Raw genomic sequence first — 18,350 nt, forward strand, 5'->3', positions numbered from 1 at the left:
TAGACTTTCCTTTATTGCACTACGAAATGGAATTTAGTTAGCTTTGAACATGCAAAATGGCAAAGTCAGCATCATAATTCCCTTTAAAAACACGTCAAATTTTCTTCCTGAATGTTTGGATTCCATCCGTAACCAAACTTATAGGGATTTAGAAGTGCTGGCTGTCAACGACCATTCCACTGATGAAAGTTTTGATATCCTTAGCTCCTATGCACAACAGGATGAGCGAATCAAACTATATCAAAACAAGGGAAACGGTATCATTCCCGCGCTACAAACAGGCTATGCCCAGTGCCAAGGTGATTTTATAACCCGTATGGATTCTGATGACATCATGAAACCCCATCGTTTGGAAGTCATGGTAAATTCATTGCAAAAACACGGAGCTGGACACGTTGCTGTGGGGCAAGTCAACTATTTTTCGGATAGGGGCATCAGCAATGGATACGAACGTTATGAAACATGGCTGAACACGTTGACCGCTACGGGGACCAATTTTGATGAACTCTACAAGGAATGCGTGATTCCCTCCCCTTGTTGGATGACATATCGGGAGGACTTTGAGCAATGTCAGGGTTTTGAGCCCAACCGCTACCCCGAAGATTACGACCTTACGTTTCGTTTTTATGAACAGGGATTCGCCATCATTCCCTGTGACCAAGTGCTACATCTATGGCGCGATTACGATACGCGCACCTCGCGTACCCATGAACACTACGCCCAGAATTACTTTTTGGACATCAAACTGCACTACTTTTTAAAGCTCAATTATGATCCAAAACGACCTTTAGTGGTCTGGGGAGCCGGATTCAAAGGGAAAAAGATTGCCAAAGGCCTTAAAAAAAGAAATCTGGAATTTGTTTGGTTATGCGATAACCCCAAGAAAATCGGCAAGAAAATCTATGGTAAGCGCTTGGTCCATTTTGAGGCCTTGCAGGGACTCAACAACCCGCAGAGCATCATCACCGTGGCTAACGAACTGGCCCAAAAAGAGATTCGAAGCTATTTTTCTGACTTGCAACAATCCCCGATGCTGGATTATTTCTTTTTTTGTTGATTCAACCCTTCTTCAAAATAGATTTCTCCACTGCCTGCCTGCCAGGGGCGGGCGCTGGAAATGACAATCGATAATATTCGTGAAATTCGTGTCAGAAAGAAATTCTTTGCTGCGCTCAAAATGACAGTAAATTTTTAATTGTTAATCGGTCATTGGTTAGCGAAGTTTGAATTCGGAATGTTTTAATGCCTATCTTTGACCAAGCAATGATGGGAATGCAGTTTAAACATCCAGAAATTCTTTGGGCACTTTTTCTTCTAATCATACCCATTTTAATCCATTTATTCCAATTACGTCGCTTTACCAAAACACCTTTTACCAATGTAGCCATGCTGCAAAAGGTAGTTTCGGAATCAAGAAAGAGCAATACCCTTAAAAAATGGTTGCTACTGTTCACCCGTCTATTGTTGTTGGCGGCTATCATTTTGGCGTTTGCACAACCATTCTCTTCTTCGAATACCGCACTTCAGGAAAAGGAAACCGTGGTGTACTTGGATGATTCCTTTAGTATGCAGGCCAAGAACAACGGTATCTCCCTTTTGGAAAAAGCAGTTCAGGATATTGTAAAAAATATAGACGGGGAGCGTACGTTCAGCCTTTTCACCAACGAAAGAACTTTTGCCAATGTGAAACTGTCGGATGTGCAAAATTCCTTGTTGTCCCTTCCCTACTCCTACAAACAACTGAACTTGGAAGAGATTGGCCTAAAGGCCAAAAGTCTATTTTCATCCAATAACGGGACCGTTAAAAACCTGATAGTACTTTCCGATTTTCAAGAAAGAATTTCCGAAGGGAACATCCAATTGGATACGACCATCAGGACCCACTTTGTACCGATGGAGCCCAAGGAGGTGGGCAATATTTCCATTGATTCCGTTTTTGTGCAGGAGGGACTGAACGACCAAAATACGTTAAAGGTTTTCTTAAGTGGGGGTACAACGGATAATCCCTTGCCCATTTCACTTTTTAATGACAATGAATTGATTGCCAAAACTGCGGCAAAATTCAATTCGGATGGCTCTGCCGAAGTAGAATTCACCATTCCTGCCAACCAAAGGCTGAACGGACGGCTGAGCATTATGGACAATGCCTTGGGGTATGACAATCGTTTTTATTTCAACATCAACGATAAGAAAAAGGTAAAGGTTTTGGCCATTAGTGAATCGGATAGCGACTATTTGGACCGTTTGTTCCGTGATGAGGAGTTCGAGTTTCAAAAATATGGATTGGCCCAATTGGATTACAGTGTACTGGATGAACAAAATGTGGTAGTGCTGGATAACTTGACTTCCATTCCCAATAGTCTTCAAAATGTTTTGCGCACCTTTAAAAATGAAGGTGGTTCGCTGATCATTGTGCCGGCAAGCACTGCCGATGTCGCATCCTATAATTCGCTTCTGTCCGCTTGGTCAGGTACACAATTGACCCAGAAAGTGGTTTCGGAAACACGATTAACGCAGATTACCTTTGACCATCCGCTGTATCGCAATGTTTTTGAGCAACGGGTCACCAATTTCCAATACCCTTTCGTTAAGGCCTATTATAACGTACAGACCAGTCTACCTATAGCCTTGGCTATGGACGGAGGAAATCCATTTTTGCTCGGTGATGATGGTTTTTATGTCTTTACTGTTCCGTTGGAATTGGAGAACTCCAACTTCATCAACTCACCGCTGATTGTACCGACCTTTTACAACATGGCCCAATCGAGTTTACAGCAATCCAGACCCTATCAAACCATTGGAGAGACTTCGGTAGTTGATGTCCCAGCAGAGATGGGCAACGACGAAATCTTGAAGGTTTCTAAGGAGGGGTATGAGTTTATTCCATTGCAGCAAAGCTTTCCAAACCGGGTGCGGTTAACGTTTGACCAAAATCCCACCGAAGATGGGATTTATGGAATCGTACAAAATCAACAACTACTACAAAATATAAGTTTCAACTATCCACGAACGGAGGGCCAGCTCAAATACTTGGACCTAGGCTCATTGGAAAATGTGAACACCATGGACTCCATCCCCGAGCTGTTCGAATACCTAAAAGCGGAAAACGACATTGCCGCTTATTGGAAATGGTTTGTTATTTTAGCGTTGCTTCTGGCGCTCATAGAGGTACTCATTCAAAAATTTGTTACATGAACATTCTGCTGAAGTCTGCAAAAATTGTATGCCCAGAGAATAGGGAACTTCACTCGAAAAAACGTGATATCCTTATCAAAAAAGGGATTATCGAAAAAATTGGCGCCTCAGTGGAAGCCCCTGCGAATGTAAAAACAGTGGAGAAAGCCAATCTTCATGTTTCTTTGGGATGGTTCGATAGCAGCGTCTGCTTCGGTGAGCCGGGCTACGAGGAGCGGGAGACCATTGCAAACGGACTTTTAACGGCAGGTAAAAGCGGATTTACCGATGTGGTGCTCAATCCCAATACCTATCCTGTGCCGGATACCAGTTCCGATGTGGTGTTCCTAAAGGAACGTGGCCTTGGAAAAGCCACTAAACTACATCCCATGGGCACACTCACCAAGAATGCGGACGGTATCGATTTGGCAGAGTTATACGATATGAAAAATGCGGGAGCCGTAGCCTTTTATGACTTCAAAAGGCAGATTTCCAATCCCAATTTACTCAAGATTGCCTTGTTGTACGCCCAAAACTTCGATGGTTTGGTCTATTCCTTTCCACAAGATGGGAACATTAAAGGAAAAGGAGTGGCCCACGAAGGAGAAGTTTCCACAAAACTAGGACTAAAGGGTATTCCTGCTTTGACCGAAGAGTTACAGATTGCACGGGATTTGTTTATCCTGGAGTATGCTGGGGGCAAACTTCATATTCCCACCATATCCACAGCGGGTTCGGTAAAACTTATCGCAGAAGCCAAGAAAAAAGGATTGGACGTGAGCTGCAGTGTGGCCATCCATAACCTGTTCTATTCCGATGAGACCTTGGTCGGATTCGATACCAATTTTAAAGTTTCACCGCCTTTACGAACAAAATCGGATAGCAAGGCATTGATCAAAGGTTTAAAAAATGGCACCATTGATTTTGTGACTTCCGATCATGTCCCCATGGATGTTGAACACAAGCGCGTGGAGTTTGACAATGCCAAAAATGGAAGTTTGGGGCTGGAATCGGCCTTCGGTGCCCTAAATACACTATTTAATTTGGATGAAACCGTAAAGTTGCTCACTAACGGCCGCTCCCGATATCAGATAGAAAGCCCAAAATTGGAAGAAGGTGCCAAAGCATGCCTTACCCTGTTCAATCCAGAAGGCGAATATGTGTTCGAGGCAAAAGATATCCGCTCTACTTCCAAAAATAGTATGTTTGTGGGCGCTTCCTTAAAGGGAAAAGTATACGGAATCATCCATAACGATTTAACTACTTTGTAATGAGCGATTCAACCCCAGGAAAAACCACTGCAATTGTGGCCTATATCACCATTATTGGCTGTTTGATTGCCATTACCATGAACATTGAACCAAAAAATAGCTTCGCGCGTTTTCATATTCGGCAAGCCTTTGGAATTCATATCCTGTTTCACGCCTTGGCCATTCTACTCACGTACTCGGGCATCGTTTATTTATCCTTTTTTGTCTATGCCTTTTATCTTTTGATTTGGATTTTTGGATTCTTACAGGTATTGAATGAAAAGACAAAACCGTTGCCATTTATCGGCCCATTCTTTCAAAAATGGTTTACCTTCATATCCTAAATCAATAGCATGTCCCCAAAATCACTATCGCTTACGCATTTGGTGCGTCCATCATCCAAGGTTTCCGGTAACATACCTGCCATTTTTATGTTTCATGGTTACGGCAGCAACGAAGAAGATCTATTTTCATTTGCATCCGAGTTACCTGGTGAGTTAATGGTGATTTCCGTAAAGGCGCCATACGACCTTGAACCTTTTGGATATGCATGGTATGCCATTAATTTTGATGCGGAACAAGGAAAATGGAGCGATGATGATCAAGCCAAGGAATCGAGGGAAAAAATCGTTGCTTTTATTGATGAGGCCATTAAAGCGTATGACCTTGATGCGGAAAACATTACCCTTTTAGGCTTTAGTCAGGGAACCATTTTGAGCTATGCGGTGGCCTTATCCTACCCTGAAAAAGTGAAAAATGTTGTGGCTCTCAGTGGCTACATCAATGAACGGATTCTAGTGGATGATTATACCCAGAAGGACCATAGTAAGCTCCATTGTTATGTTTCCCATGGACAAGTGGACCAAGTTATTCCTTTAGAATGGGCGGAAAAAGCCCCAGAATTCCTAAAAAAGCTAAACATCGACACCACCTACCATGAATTCCCGGTAGGCCATGGCGTTTCCCAGCAAAACTTTTTCTCCTTTAAAAAGTGGCTGCAGGAACGAATTTAAGTTTTTGGCCAATTTGGACGTTGAGCGCAGTGGAAAAAGGATTCAAGATCTAATATTCCTGAGGCGCATACAGTAAATGCTGGGCCAAGGTAAAGTCTACACTTAGGTCGTCCTTTAGCTCATATTTTATAATAAGGTCGCCCCAATATTTACCATCGGAAAAGTCAGCCAAAATCCATTTATGGTTCAGCACTTTAATTTTGTTGATTTTGAAGTCACTTTCCATCCCTTCGTAAGGAATCAGCGGATTATCCCCTTTTTGCTCATTGGTTTCCAGCAACTTATCCTGAATGTACAGTGATGGATTTTCCAAATTCAGATGGTCGTAGTACGCCAGGGCGTCATCATTGTTTTCCAAGGTAAAGTATTGCATGTCCAGCACTTTGAGGTGCATGGTCTGAAGGGAATCTTCCAATGTTGTCACTTCATTTTTGAGCTGCTCAACATCGGAGCTCAGGGCCTTTTGCATATTATTTCCTGTGACGTATTGAAAAAGAGCTAACAGGGCAGCAAAAACAAATAGGTATAGAAAAATTCTACTCTTCATGGATTTAAATCTTAATTTGTAGGTTATCGTAGGCCAAATGTATGTTTTCGGGCAGACTTTTTTCTACCTCGTCATGAAATCCCAACAAATGGCTAATATGCGTAAAATAGGTTTTGTCGGCGCCAACTTCCTTTGCGAAAGCAATGGCCTCATCCAGACTAAAATGGGAATGGTGCGGGTCTACACGCAGTGCGTTCACCACCAATACCTTGGCCCCTTTCATTTTTTTCACTTCCTCCTCTTCTACCTTTTTTACATCGGTCATGTATACGAACTCACCAAAACGGAAGCCAAACACTTTCAAACGGTTGTGGTACGCTTCAATGGGAATCACATTTAGTCCACCCAAAGGGATGTTTTTATCCTTTTCAATCGGATAGACCTGCACTGCGGGTGCCCCAGGATATCTATCCTCATCGGCAAAAATATAATCAAAACGGCGTTTTAGGGAATCGATTACCCGTTGATGGGCATAAATGGGAATATCGCCCTGTCTAAAGAAAAAGGGGCGAATATCATCGATACCAGCGGTATGGTCTGCATGTTCGTGGGTAAACAGTATGCCGTCCAACTTATCAATGGGATTGGTGAGCATCTGCTGCCTAAAATCAGGTCCGCAATCGACCACAAAATTGTAATTCTTCCACGAAACGAGCACGGAAACGCGCAAACGTTTGTCTTTTGGATTTGTACTTAGGCATACGGGATGTTTGCTTCCGATGATGGGAATTCCCTGTGAAGTTCCTGTACCCAAAAAAGTAACGGTCATCTTATCGTCCATTAAAACCAAAATTATAACTTATTTATTTAATAGATTGCACGAAGAGTGTAACTTTGCCGTACACATAAAATATAGGATATGCCTAGCGTACCAAGCAACGAAAATGCTTTTGAAAATATACCGTCCATAAAGGCAAAAACCCTACGCATCAACTTGAACAGGGACATTTATGGAACTTTTGCCGAGATTGGTGCGGGACAAGAAACGGCCAGGCACTTTTTTAGGGCCGGTGGAGCTTCGGGAACCATTGCAAAGGCGATGAGCGCCTATGACAAATCGTTCAGTGATGCCATTTATGGTGTGGAAGAAGATGGACGATATGTGACCCAATCGCGGTTAAAAAAGATGCTGGAATATGAGATGCAGTTAATCGAGGAACGCATCAGCCGTGAAAACAACCCCAACTATTTGTTCTTTAGTTACGCCAACACGGTGGCCACCATCGATTTTTCCAAACGTTACAAAGGACATGGATGGGTTGGTCTGAGGTTTCAGCTGGACCCCGACCAAAAGGAATATGACGAAATCATACTGCACATCCGATTTAAACAGAACGAAGCTAGGTTACAGCAAGAAACACTAGGTATTCTTGGGGTAAACTTGATTTATGGGGCCTTTTTTAAATTCCACAAGCCCAAAAAACTTCTAAAATATCTCTACGATCATATTGACCATGATACCTTGGAAATTGATATGATCAACTTTACAGGTCCCAACTTTGCTGATGTCGATAACCGTTTGATGAGCCTACAGCTTATCAAGAACGATATGACGGATGCCGTAATGTTCGGTCCTGATGGGAACAACCTGTTACCTGCGGCGGTGCTGTACAAGAAAAATATCTTGGCCCTTCGTGGTAGTTTCAGGCCAGTGACCAAGGTGAATATGGACATGTTCCAGAAATCCTACGATATTTTTGTTCGGGAACAGACGGTGGAAATGGAAAACGCCATTGTGGTCTTTGAGATTACCCTGTCCAACCTAAAAGCCTCTGGTGAGATTGACGAGCAGGACTTTATGGACCGTGCGGAGCTGCTCTGCTCCCTTGGTCATACGGTGTTGATATCCAAGTTCCAGGAGTACTATAAATTGGTAGAATACTTTAATAATTACACCAAAGCCAAGATTGGTTTGACGATGGGAGTGAACAACTTGGTTGATGTTTTTGACGAAAAATATTACCGACACTTGAGCGGTGGTATCTTGGAAGCCTTTGGTAAATTGTTCTTCAAGGATTTGAAGGTATACCTATACCCTATGAAGGATCCCGAAACTGGTCAAATTCTTACCAGCAACAACGTTAAGGTCCATCCCCGAATGAAGGAATTGTACAAATTCTTTAAGTACAATGGTAAAGTGATGGATATTATCGATTACGACCCGGAGGTCCTCCATATTTTTTCGAGGGATGTCCTCAAAAAAATCATCAACAAGGATGAAGGATGGGAAAAAGAACTTCCTGAAGGGATTGCCGAAATCATTAAGGAAAAGGACCTGTTTACCCGAAAGGTTCTGGAAGAGAAGGAATAAAGTAAAAAAGGCGCTGATGGTAGCGCCTTTTTTATTTTAAATTGTCAGGTCTAACCTAGTCAAAACCCATTAATCATCAATGTGTCTTAAGTTCTCGACTGTGCTCGAACTGACAGATAAACAGCTTTTTAGATAGTATTTTTAATTTGATACATTTTTAAAGCCTATGCCAAAATCTGTGCTGCGTGGTCTTTGGTCTTTACTTTCTCGATCACGTTTTCCACAACCCCATTACCATCCACAATAAAAGTGGTTCGGTGGATACCATCGTACTCCTTTCCCATAAACTTTTTTGGTCCCCAAACCCCAAAGGCATTGATCACCGTATGATCTTCATCCGCCAATAAAGGAAAGGGGAAATCGTACTTCTCCTTAAAATTCGATTGTTTTTTCTCCGAATCGGCACTCACACCCAATAATTCGTAACCCTGAGCTTGCAGTTCCTTGTAATTGTCGCGTAGATTGCAGGCTTCTGCGGTACAACCAGGGGTATTTGCCTTGGGATAGAAAAATACGACCAGCTTTTTTCCCTTGTAATCGCTTAGATTAATTGTGTTACCGTCTTGGTCTTTTGCAGAAAAATCAGGTACTTTATCTCCTACTTTTAACATATTCATTTGCGTTGCTATTAAGTTTAATGTTTAATACTTTCGCTATCAAAGTTAAACAAATATGACCAAACAAGAAAAGGTTGATTTTGCCATCAAAACCTTGGACGAACTCTACCCCACCATACCTATTCCATTGGACCATAAAGACCCCTATACCTTGTTGATTGCCGTTTTATTGTCCGCCCAAAGTACCGATGTAAGGGTAAACCAGATTACTCCACTCTTGTTTGCAAAGGCGGACAACCCATTTGATATGGTGAAACTCTCGGAGGAGGAAATTCGTGAAATCATCAAACCTGTAGGTTTATCCCCGATGAAATCGAAAGGGATTTATGGCCTTTCCAAAATATTGATCGAAAAATACAATGGTGAGGTCCCTCGTGATATTGCTTTATTGGAGGAACTGCCCGCGGTGGGACACAAAACAGCAAGTGTGGTGGTATCGCAAGCTTTTGGCATTCCTGCTTTTCCCGTGGATACCCACATCCACCGTCTCATGTACCGATGGGGCTTTAGCAATGGAAAAAATGTGGTACAGACGGAGCGTGATGCCAAACGACTTTTCCCTGAAGAAATCTGGAATCGCTTGCACCTACAAATCATTTGGTATGGAAGGGAGTATTCGCCTGCTAGGGGCTGGGACTTGGAAAAGGACATTATTACCAAGACCATTGGTCGGAAATCGGTAATCAACGAATATCATAAAAACAAAAAGAGCCGCTAATTGCGGCTCTTTTCGTCAGTTTGATCCTTAAATTAATTCAATGTTACTTCAAACTGGTGCGTTTTGTAGTCAACTACATGAATCGATTTTGAAAAGCTAAGTAAGAAATCAACAGTTTTCTGACTCGCTTTTACCGTTTTTACGGATTTTTGTTCTTCAGAGTAAATGTTTTCCATATTCTAGCGTAAGTAATTGTTTCCATTATATAACGACGCTAGAATTGAATTATTGCAGGCTTCGACGTATTGCTCGATTAATTCGTTAAAACGATATTCTTCCTTTCTACGATTTTTCTCAAATTGATGAGCGCGTAACGCATTCTACCCAAGGCTGTATTGATGCTAACGTTGGTATTTTCGGATATCTCCTTAAAGCTCATATCCTTGTAAATACGCATGATGAGCACTTCTCGTTGATCGTCCGGAAGTTCATCGATCAACAAGGTCAGGTCGCTTTCGATTTGATCTTTGATGATCTGCTTCTCGGCATTCAATTTTTCATCGTGGATTACGGAAAAGATGTTGAAATCATCACTCCCCTCGAATTTGGGCATCCGCTTGTTCTTACGGAAGTGATCGATAACCAAATTGTGTGCGATGCGCATCACCCAGGGCAGAAATTTGCCTTCTTCGCTATATCGTCCTTTTTTCAAGGTTTTGATGACCTTGATAAAAGTGTCTTGGAAGATGTCCTCTGCAACATCCCTATCCAAAACTTTGCTGTAAATAAAGCTGGTGATTCGTTGGTTGTGCCTGTTGATCAGTATTTCAAGAGCCTTCTCGTCTCCGTCAATATAATTCTTTACTAAAATCGAGTCTTTAATCTGTAGCTGTTCCATACAAATTACTTTTTTTGGGTTAAAATCACAGCCCTTCCTTTACCAAGAAAGACTTTAGTTATTCAGTTTTTAATCTTTAAAAAAGTAATTATTCTGTATAGGCCTATCAGGATTTTAATTACACTTCAAATATAGATCAATAGATAGGCGATCTAAAAATCTATGTTGTGAGTTGACGATTTTTATATGTTAACTGGTGCAATATACGTATTAAGTGCAGTGTATCGTATCTTTGAAACCCTAATTTTAACAAATGGCAGTCAATATAAACGTCGATCCCAAACAAAATATTATCATAAAAGGTGCCAAACTGCACAACCTTAAAGATATTGATGTTGTTATTCCTCGTAATAAATTGGTGGTAATCACTGGTTTATCCGGTTCGGGAAAGTCCAGCCTTGCTTTTGACACGCTTTATGCCGAAGGACAGCGCAGGTACGTGGAAAGCCTATCCTCCTACGCACGCCAATTTTTGGGGAAGTTGGACAAACCCAAGGTTGACTATATTAAAGGTATAGCCCCTGCCATTGCCATAGAACAAAAAGTAAATTCCACCAACCCAAGATCTACGGTTGGCACCACAACAGAGATTTATGATTATCTGAAACTGTTGTATGCCCGTATCGGGAAGACCATCTCCCCCATTTCTGGCAAAGAGGTGAAAAAGCATACGGTCACCGATGTCATCAATCACATTAAAGGATTGAACGAAAGGGACAAATTGCTGCTGTTGGCTCCCATAACCATTTCAGAAGATAGGGAAACCCTCAAGTCCCTTGAACTTTTTTCCAAACAAGGTTATGCCAGAATCAAATACCGGGGAGAGGTCATTCGAATTGACGAAGCACCCAAGGACATTGGCAGAACTTTTCATTTGGTCGTGGACCGTATCATTGTGAAAGATGATGAAGATTTCTACAATCGATTGGCCAATGCGGTGGACAATGCCTTTTTTGAAGGTAAGGGCGAATGTGCCATAGAGAACCTTCAAACGGGAGAAACCAAAACCTTCAGTAATCAGTTTGAGTTGGATGGGATGAAGTTTTTGGAGCCCAATGTCCACTTGTTCAGTTTTAACAATCCCTACGGGGCCTGCCCCAAATGTGAGGGCTATGGTGATGTAATTGGTATTGATGAAGATTTGGTGATTCCCAACACCGCCTTATCCGTCTACGAGAATGCGGTTTTCCCTTGGCGTGGGGATAGTATGGGCTGGTACCGCGACCAATTGGTGAACGCAGCCTATAAATTTGATTTTCCTATCCACAAGCCATGGTTTCAGCTAACGGAGGAACAAAAACAATTGGTTTGGGACGGGAACGACCATTTTATAGGAATCCATAAGTTTTTTGAGCAACTGGAGGAAAAGAGCTATAAAATCCAGAACCGGGTGATGCTATCGCGCTACCGCGGAAAAACAAGGTGTTCCGTTTGTAAAGGAAAACGGCTCCGAAAAGAAGCCGACTACGTGAAAGTGGGCGGAAAATCCATTTCGGAACTTATCGAACTGCCCATCAAACAATTAATGCCTTTTTTTGAAGAACTTCAGTTATCGGAACACGACACGGCCGTTGCCAGCAGATTGCTGAAGGAAATCACTACCCGTTTGGATTTTTTGGATAAAGTAGGCTTAAGCTATCTGACCCTCAACCGAAAATCGAATACGTTATCCGGTGGGGAAAGTCAGCGTATCAATTTGGCCACCTCCTTAGGGAGCAGCTTGGTCGGTTCCATGTATATTTTGGACGAACCCAGTATTGGGCTCCATCCCAAGGATACCGAAAATTTGATAGGCGTGCTAAAATCACTGCGTGATTTGGGGAATACCGTCATTGTGGTAGAGCACGACGAGGACATTATGCAGGCTGCTGACGAAATTATTGATATTGGCCCCGAAGCTGGGACTTTGGGCGGAAAAGTAGTCGCTACGGGCAATTGGGAACGTATCCTTACCTCAGATTCTTTAACGGCGCAATATTTGAATGGACAGATGGAGATTCCTGTTCCGACAGAGCGCAGAACCTCAAAACATTACATTCAAATAAAAGGAGCACGGGAAAACAACCTTAAAAATATCGATGTAACCTTTCCATTAAATATGTTGACGGTGGTTACGGGTGTATCGGGAAGTGGTAAAAGTACCTTGGTGAAAAAGATAGTTTATCCATCCATATTAAAAGAAATTGGAGGATATGGCGAAAAGGCGGGGCAATTTACGGCCATGGAAGGCAAGTACAGCCATATCAAACATGTAGAGTTTGTAGACCAAAACCCCATCGGGCGTTCATCGCGCTCCAACCCTGTTACCTATATTAAGGCATACGATGATATCCGTAGTCTCTTTGCTGCACAAAAGTTGAGCAAACTTAGGGGATATCAGGCCAAACATTTTTCGTTCAACGTAGATGGTGGTCGATGTGAAAAGTGCAAGGGCGAAGGGGAAATCACCGTAGAGATGCAATTTATGGCCGATGTACATTTAGAGTGTGATGCCTGTGGTGGCAAACGCTTCAAAAAGGACATTTTGGAAGTCCAGTTTGAAGGCAAAAATATAGATGACATCCTGAATTTGACCATCGATGAGGCCATTGCCCACTTTTCAAACCATCAACAGGATAAAATCGTTACCAAATTGAAGCCCTTGCAAGATGTAGGTTTGGGTTATGTAGCCTTGGGGCAGTCCTCCTCTACCCTTTCCGGAGGTGAAGCGCAGCGTATCAAACTGGCTTCTTTTCTGGTAAAGGGCCATACGAAGGAAAAAGCACTTTTCATCTTTGATGAGCCCACTACGGGACTTCATTTTCACGATATCAAGAAACTGCTCAAATCCTTTGATGAGCTTATAGAAAAGGGACATTCCATCATCGTTATCGAACACAATATGGAATTGGTTAAATGTGCCGATTACATTATCGATCTAGGGCCGGAAGGTGGTGCCATGGGTGGCCATTTGGTAGTTGAAGGCACACCAGAAGAAATTGTGGCCAACACGGATTCTTATACTGCCGCCTATCTAAAGGAGAAGCTCTAATCTTAATGGGTTGGTATCCAATCGTGTTGTACGGATAACTTGTAATCCGCAATTTTCTTATTTGCTTTTTAATGAAGCTGCTACAGATGTTATATAGCTTCACTTTTTGTACCTATATTCTTACAGATTAGATGCTGTAAAACGCATCCGTCAGATCGGAAGGGGTATTCGTTGATCCAAAAGGGGCATCCGTCAATTGGTGCCCTCAAAAAACCATGGTTTTCATTCTTTTGTGCCGGAAATTGAAATACTTACACCCTTAGTAATCGGACGGGTTGAAAGTTTGAAAATTTCCAACTGCTAAATCAAATCATTTTGTTCTGCATGCTCAAAAGTTCTACCCATGAAAAACCATGATTCAAAAAACCTACTTGTATCAATAATCAAACGTAACACCATTGTTGCGGTAACCTTAGTGTTTGTGTTCGTTGCAAGCGGCATGACAGTGGCTAGCCGCCATAATGCCAACGAAGATCTTTACGTGCCTTCAATTCTACTTATTAAAACAGGTGTTGCTCGCGATGCCACCGGAGCTGATAATGGTTGCGCCATTATTGAGTACACTTTTACGGTAATTAATACCAGTACCAATGGGGAGATACTCACTGGAGTTCAGCTTACCGACCCTTTATTGGGAGGACTTGTAGCAGGTCCAGCAGAAGGTGATGTCAATGTTATTGGCGAAATGGATCCTGGGGAAACCTGGATCTATCGGGCCAACTACATCATTCAACCAGCCGATATTGTGAATGGGTCTGTTACAAACCAGGCCAACGTGGTTGCTGATGTTTTGGGACAGCCAGGGGTAACGGTATCTGATCTTTCGGATGACGATGGCATAAATGATAGTGATGAAACGGTAACGGACCTTAGCTTCTGCCAAGGCAATATTGGACTTATAAAAACAGGTGTAGCCATTGAAGACATCGATGCTGGCCCTGGATGTAATTTTGTCCTCTACACATTTTTGGTGAGCAATGAGGGTGGCCAAGTATTGGAAAATGTGGAACTGATCGATCCACTTATTGGGGTTGACCCTATAGCAGGCCCCATCGCCGGAGATACGAATGGGAATACCTTATTGGATACCGATGAAGTCTGGCAGTACTCCGTCCTGTACGACATTACGCCAGCAGATATAAACAATGGCCAGGTGGTAAACCAAGCCGAAGTCACGGCCGATGTACAGGGTTTTGGTACATCTGTTTCCGATTTATCGGATAATGACAGCTATGCTGAAGATGAAGCAACCGTAATCGAACTAACTCAGTGTCAGGGCGACATTGCATTAATCAAAACGGGACTGGCCATTGAAGATATTGATGCAGGAGCAGGTTGTAACTACGTGCTCTATTCTTTTACGGTAACCAATGTAGGAGAGCAACCACTTCAAAATGTTGCCATAGCTGACCCTTTATTAAATGGGGACACACCTACCTATCTTTCAGGCGACGATAACGATAATGATTTGTTGGATATAGATGAAAGCTGGTCCTATTTTGCCATCTACGATATTACGGCATCCGATGTTTTAAATGGTCAAGTTGTTAACCAAGCCGAGGTAACAGCCCATGTGGAAGGCGAACCTCTAAACACCGTATCTGATTTATCTGATGATGATAGCATTTTGGAAGACGATCCAACAATCATAAGTCTTGACGATTGTCAAGCAAATTTTGGTATTGCTTTAATCAAAACTGGTTTTGCGGTAAACGATGTTGATGCTGGCGCAGGGTGCAACTTTGTGCTGTACACTTTTTCAGTTACCAATATCAGTGGTGAAACCCTAGAAAATATTACCATTACAGATCCCTTATTAGAAGGTATTCCCATAGACTTGGTTGCTGGTGACGACAATGATAATAGCCAAATGGAATCTGATGAAGTCTGGCTATTTACCAGTGCATATCCAATCCAACCATCGGATATTGCCAACGGTTCGGTCATAAATCAAGCCGAAGTTAGTGCAACCGTATTAAACGAACCAGATATCATTCTTACTGACCTTTCTGATGACGATAGCTTGTTGGAAGATGACCCTACCGTAGTTGACTTGACCCAGTGCCAAGTACCAAACATAGGACTCATTAAAGAAGGTGTGGTTATTGACGTCAATGAAGATGGTTGTTTAGAAAGTATTTTATACACCTTTACAGTTACCAATTCCGGAAACGCAGACCTTGACGAGATTACCTTGGAAGACCCCTTGTTCGGTGGTAATATTCCTGGGCCAGTAGATGGTTCGGATGTCAATAATGATGGTATCCTTTCTGTAAATGAATCTTGGACCTATGAAGCCTTGTACGCCATCACCCAACAGGATATTGACAACGCGGCAGTAGTAAATCAAGCTACCGTAATAGGGTATACTGCAGCAGATGCCATGGTGCAAGACCTTTCAGACGATGACAACCTCTTTGAGGACGAACCTACAAGAACCCCGGTTCCTGACGACGCTTGCACGGACGGTGCAGCGATTGGACTGATCAAGCAGGGTGTATTGGTAGATAACAATGGCGACGGTTGTATAGAAAGTATTCTCTACACCTTCACCGTAACCAATACAGGAGGAATAGATTTGGACGAGGTAAACTTGGAAGATCCATTGTTCGGAGGTCCGATACCAGGACCATTGGCGGGAACTGACACAAATGATGATGGTATTCTTTCAGTTGGCGAAACCTGGACCTACGAAGCCCTATACGGCATCACCCAAGAAGATATTGACAATGCGGCCGTAATTAATCAAGCTACTGTAATTGCAAAGCCGGTAGGCTTCGATAGCCAAGTTTTTGACCTGTCCGATGACGATACTCTTATAGAAAATGAGCCCACTAGGACACCTGTCCCCGATGATGCCTGTACCGACGGGACAGCAAGCATAGGATTGATCAAAGAAGGGGTTTTGATAGATGCCACTGGTGATGGTTGTATAGATAGCATTCTCTACACCTTTACTGTTACCAACAACGGAGCTTTCGACCTTGACGAAGTAAACTTGGAAGATCCACTGTTCGGAGGTCCGATACCAGGACCAGTAGATGGTACGGATGTTAATAGCGACAATATCCTTTCTGTCGGCGAAACTTGGACCTACGAAGCCATACATGCCATTACACAAAATGACATTGATAATGGGGCTGTCGTCAATCAGGCCACCGTCACAGCAGAACGAATCAATTTTGACCTTCAGGTGTTTGATTTGTCCGATGATGACAATTTACTGGAGAACGAGCCTACCAGAACCCCTGTGCCTGAAGATGCCTGTACCGATGCTGTGGCCAGTATCGCCATGATAAAGGAAGGTGTTTTGATCGATATTAATGGTGACGGTTGTTTGGAAAGTATTCTCTACACTTTTACCATTACCAACAACGGTGCATTCGACCTTGACGAAGTAAGCTTGGAAGATCCCTTGTTCGGAGGTTCGATACCAGGACCAGTAGATGGTACAGATGAGAACAACGACAGTATCCTATCCATAGGAGAGACATGGACCTATGAAGCCCTATATGCCATCACACAAAATGATATCGATAATGGGGCTGTGATAAATCAAGCCACAGTAACAGCAGAACGAATCAATTTTGAACTTGAAGTATCCGACTTTTCAGATGATGATAATTTGTTGGAAGATGACCCTACGAGGACTCCTGTGCCTGAAGATGCCTGTAACGAAGGAAGTGCCAGCATTGGTCTCATCAAGGAAGGAGCTTTGGCCGATATCAATGAAGATGACTGTGTGGAAAGTATATTGTACACCTTTACCGTTACCAATAATGGTGGTGCAGATTTAGATACTGTGGTATTGGCAGACCCTCTGATCGAAGGTGAAATAAGTGGCCCAGTTAATGATACCGATATCAATAATGATGGTATACTTTCCGTGGGAGAAACGTGGACTTACCAAGCTTTGTACGCTATTACCCAACAGGATATTGACAATGGAGCTGTTCTCAATCAAGCAATAGTAACTGCCGAGCCATTGGGCTTTGACTTTGAAGTGTTTGATTTTTCCGACGATGATAGCTTTTTGGAAAATGAACCTACAGAAATTGCTGTTCCCAACGATGCTTGCACTGATGGTAGTACAGGAGGAGATGGTGGTGATGGTGACGGCCTTAATGGCATTGGCCTTATAAAGCAAGCCACGTTGTTGGATAGCAATAACGACAACTGTGTTGACACCATCGGATTCACCTTCACCGTTTTAAACGGTAGTATTGGGAATATAGAAAATGTGGTACTCACCGATGCGTTATTGGGCGGCGTTATTTCCGGCCCTATAGAAAACAGCGATGAAAATGAAGATGGTATACTGTCATCCGGAGAAACTTGGACCTACGAATTCTCCTATAGTCTAACGCAAACAGATATTGATGCAGGTGTATTTATTAACCAAGCTACAGTGGTCGGTAATCTTGTCGGTTTTGATTTCCAACTTCAGGACCTATCCGACAATAATAGCTATACCGAGGATGATCCAACAGAAATTACCATTCCAAACAATGCGTGTTCAGATGGTGGAGCTATAGGGTTCCAGATCTTCAATGGTATTACACCCAACGGAGATGGATTTAATGATTTCTTCAGAATCTTAGGCATCGAAAACTACCCAAACAACAACTTGAAGATTTTCAACAGATGGGGTGTCAAGGTGTATGAAACCGACGGTTATGGACAAGGAAATAACCTGTTCTACGGAATTTCTGAGGGAAGGGCCACTTTGCAACAGGATAGGGAACTCCCAAGCGGAACCTATTTCTATATCCTAACCTTTACAGGCACAGAAAATCCAGGTGAAGAAAGTTATACAGGATATCTCTATATCAACCACAATTAAGACCAAAA

13 protein-coding genes are annotated in these 18,350 nt (G+C 42.6%); 9 read left to right on the forward strand and 4 right to left on the reverse strand.

The genetic code is table 11. The annotated features are described in order from the left end of the window. The first annotated feature begins 49 nt into the window (after positions 1-49). From GGE08_RS14180 to GGE08_RS14200, 5 genes are all read left to right on the forward strand, one after another. Positions 50-1,057, forward strand: coding sequence for a glycosyltransferase family 2 protein (locus GGE08_RS14180; RefSeq protein ID WP_179385547.1), 1,008 nt, complete (start codon positions 50-52; stop codon positions 1,055-1,057). Between the two features lie 215 nt (positions 1,058-1,272). Then, positions 1,273-3,195, forward strand: a complete 1,923-nt coding sequence (locus tag GGE08_RS14185) for a BatA domain-containing protein (RefSeq protein WP_257024044.1) — start codon at positions 1,273-1,275, stop codon at positions 3,193-3,195. Continuing rightward, entirely contained in the window at positions 3,192-4,445 is a 1,254-nt protein-coding gene (locus GGE08_RS14190) for a dihydroorotase (protein ID WP_179385549.1), read from the forward strand. Before GGE08_RS14185 ends, GGE08_RS14190 begins: the two co-directional genes overlap by 4 nt. Next, positions 4,445-4,768 (forward strand): hypothetical protein, encoded by a 324-nt coding sequence (locus GGE08_RS14195; protein ID WP_179385550.1) that lies wholly within the window; start codon positions 4,445-4,447, stop codon positions 4,766-4,768. Before GGE08_RS14190 ends, GGE08_RS14195 begins: the two co-directional genes overlap by 1 nt. Before the next feature lie 9 nt (positions 4,769-4,777). After that, positions 4,778-5,437 carry an alpha/beta hydrolase gene (locus tag GGE08_RS14200; protein WP_179385551.1) on the forward strand — a complete coding sequence of 220 codons (660 nt, stop codon included), beginning with the start codon at positions 4,778-4,780 and terminating at the stop codon, positions 5,435-5,437. A gap of 49 nt (positions 5,438-5,486) precedes the next feature. On the opposite strand, the gene GGE08_RS14205 is transcribed toward GGE08_RS14200, so the two are convergent. Beyond that, positions 5,487-5,984 carry a hydrolase gene (locus GGE08_RS14205; RefSeq protein ID WP_179385552.1) on the reverse strand — a complete coding sequence of 166 codons (498 nt, stop codon included), beginning with the start codon at positions 5,982-5,984 and terminating at the stop codon, positions 5,487-5,489. Between the two features lie 4 nt (positions 5,985-5,988). Continuing rightward, a complete protein-coding gene (locus GGE08_RS14210) occupies positions 5,989-6,753 on the reverse strand; it encodes an MBL fold metallo-hydrolase (RefSeq protein ID WP_179385657.1) in 765 nt (254 codons plus the stop codon). Between the two features lie 90 nt (positions 6,754-6,843). Between GGE08_RS14210 and GGE08_RS14215 the strand changes: the two genes are divergently transcribed. Next, entirely contained in the window at positions 6,844-8,295 is a 1,452-nt protein-coding gene (locus GGE08_RS14215) for a TonB-dependent receptor (protein ID WP_179385553.1), read from the forward strand. Positions 8,296-8,459: 164 nt separating this feature from the next. Here GGE08_RS14215 and bcp read toward each other — a convergent pair whose 3' ends face one another. Further along, entirely contained in the window at positions 8,460-8,912 is a 453-nt protein-coding gene (gene bcp / locus GGE08_RS14220) for a thioredoxin-dependent thiol peroxidase (protein ID WP_179385554.1), read from the reverse strand. Positions 8,913-8,967: 55 nt separating this feature from the next. Here bcp and nth point away from each other — a divergent pair, with 55 nt between their 5' ends. Further along, on the forward strand, positions 8,968-9,630 hold the full coding sequence (gene nth / locus GGE08_RS14225; protein ID WP_179385555.1) for an endonuclease III: 663 nt from the start codon (positions 8,968-8,970) through the stop codon (positions 9,628-9,630). A gap of 253 nt (positions 9,631-9,883) precedes the next feature. Here the strand turns inward: nth and GGE08_RS14230 are convergent, their stop codons facing one another. Continuing rightward, positions 9,884-10,468: an RNA polymerase sigma factor gene (locus tag GGE08_RS14230; RefSeq protein ID WP_014034330.1), complete on the reverse strand. Its 585-nt coding sequence runs from the start codon at positions 10,466-10,468 to the stop codon at positions 9,884-9,886. Between the two features lie 253 nt (positions 10,469-10,721). On the opposite strand from GGE08_RS14230, the gene uvrA reads away from it, so the two are divergent. Together uvrA and GGE08_RS14240 are read left to right on the forward strand one after the other, a co-directional pair. After that, positions 10,722-13,499 (forward strand): excinuclease ABC subunit UvrA, encoded by a 2,778-nt coding sequence (uvrA, locus tag GGE08_RS14235; protein ID WP_179385556.1) that lies wholly within the window; start codon positions 10,722-10,724, stop codon positions 13,497-13,499. Positions 13,500-13,842: 343 nt separating this feature from the next. Beyond that, positions 13,843-18,342 carry a gliding motility-associated C-terminal domain-containing protein gene (locus tag GGE08_RS14240; RefSeq protein WP_179385557.1) on the forward strand — a complete coding sequence of 1,500 codons (4,500 nt, stop codon included), beginning with the start codon at positions 13,843-13,845 and terminating at the stop codon, positions 18,340-18,342. The last annotated feature ends 8 nt before the right edge of the window (positions 18,343-18,350 follow it).

It is taken from the genome of Allomuricauda sp. ARW1Y1 (assembly GCF_013407935.1).
Taxonomy (GTDB): Bacteria; Bacteroidota; Bacteroidia; order Flavobacteriales; family Flavobacteriaceae; genus Flagellimonas.

Excerpts from the sequence above, each read along its gene's own strand:
- GGE08_RS14180 (WP_179385547.1), top strand. The coding sequence starts at position 50 with ATGCAAAATGGCAAAGTCAGCATCATAATTCCCTTTAAAAACACGTCA.
- GGE08_RS14185 (WP_257024044.1), top strand. The coding sequence starts at position 1,273 with ATGCAGTTTAAACATCCAGAAATTCTTTGGGCACTTTTTCTTCTAATC.
- GGE08_RS14190 (WP_179385549.1), top strand. The coding sequence starts at position 3,192 with ATGAACATTCTGCTGAAGTCTGCAAAAATTGTATGCCCAGAGAATAGG.
- GGE08_RS14195 (WP_179385550.1), top strand. The coding sequence starts at position 4,445 with ATGAGCGATTCAACCCCAGGAAAAACCACTGCAATTGTGGCCTATATC.
- GGE08_RS14200 (WP_179385551.1), top strand. The coding sequence starts at position 4,778 with ATGTCCCCAAAATCACTATCGCTTACGCATTTGGTGCGTCCATCATCC.
- GGE08_RS14205 (WP_179385552.1), bottom strand. The coding sequence starts at position 5,984 with ATGAAGAGTAGAATTTTTCTATACCTATTTGTTTTTGCTGCCCTGTTA.
- GGE08_RS14210 (WP_179385657.1), bottom strand. The coding sequence starts at position 6,753 with ATGACCGTTACTTTTTTGGGTACAGGAACTTCACAGGGAATTCCCATC.
- GGE08_RS14215 (WP_179385553.1), top strand. The coding sequence starts at position 6,844 with ATGCCTAGCGTACCAAGCAACGAAAATGCTTTTGAAAATATACCGTCC.
- bcp (WP_179385554.1), bottom strand. The coding sequence starts at position 8,912 with ATGAATATGTTAAAAGTAGGAGATAAAGTACCTGATTTTTCTGCAAAA.
- nth (WP_179385555.1), top strand. The coding sequence starts at position 8,968 with ATGACCAAACAAGAAAAGGTTGATTTTGCCATCAAAACCTTGGACGAA.
- GGE08_RS14230 (WP_014034330.1), bottom strand. The coding sequence starts at position 10,468 with ATGGAACAGCTACAGATTAAAGACTCGATTTTAGTAAAGAATTATATT.
- uvrA (WP_179385556.1), top strand. The coding sequence starts at position 10,722 with ATGGCAGTCAATATAAACGTCGATCCCAAACAAAATATTATCATAAAA.
- GGE08_RS14240 (WP_179385557.1), top strand. The coding sequence starts at position 13,843 with ATGAAAAACCATGATTCAAAAAACCTACTTGTATCAATAATCAAACGT.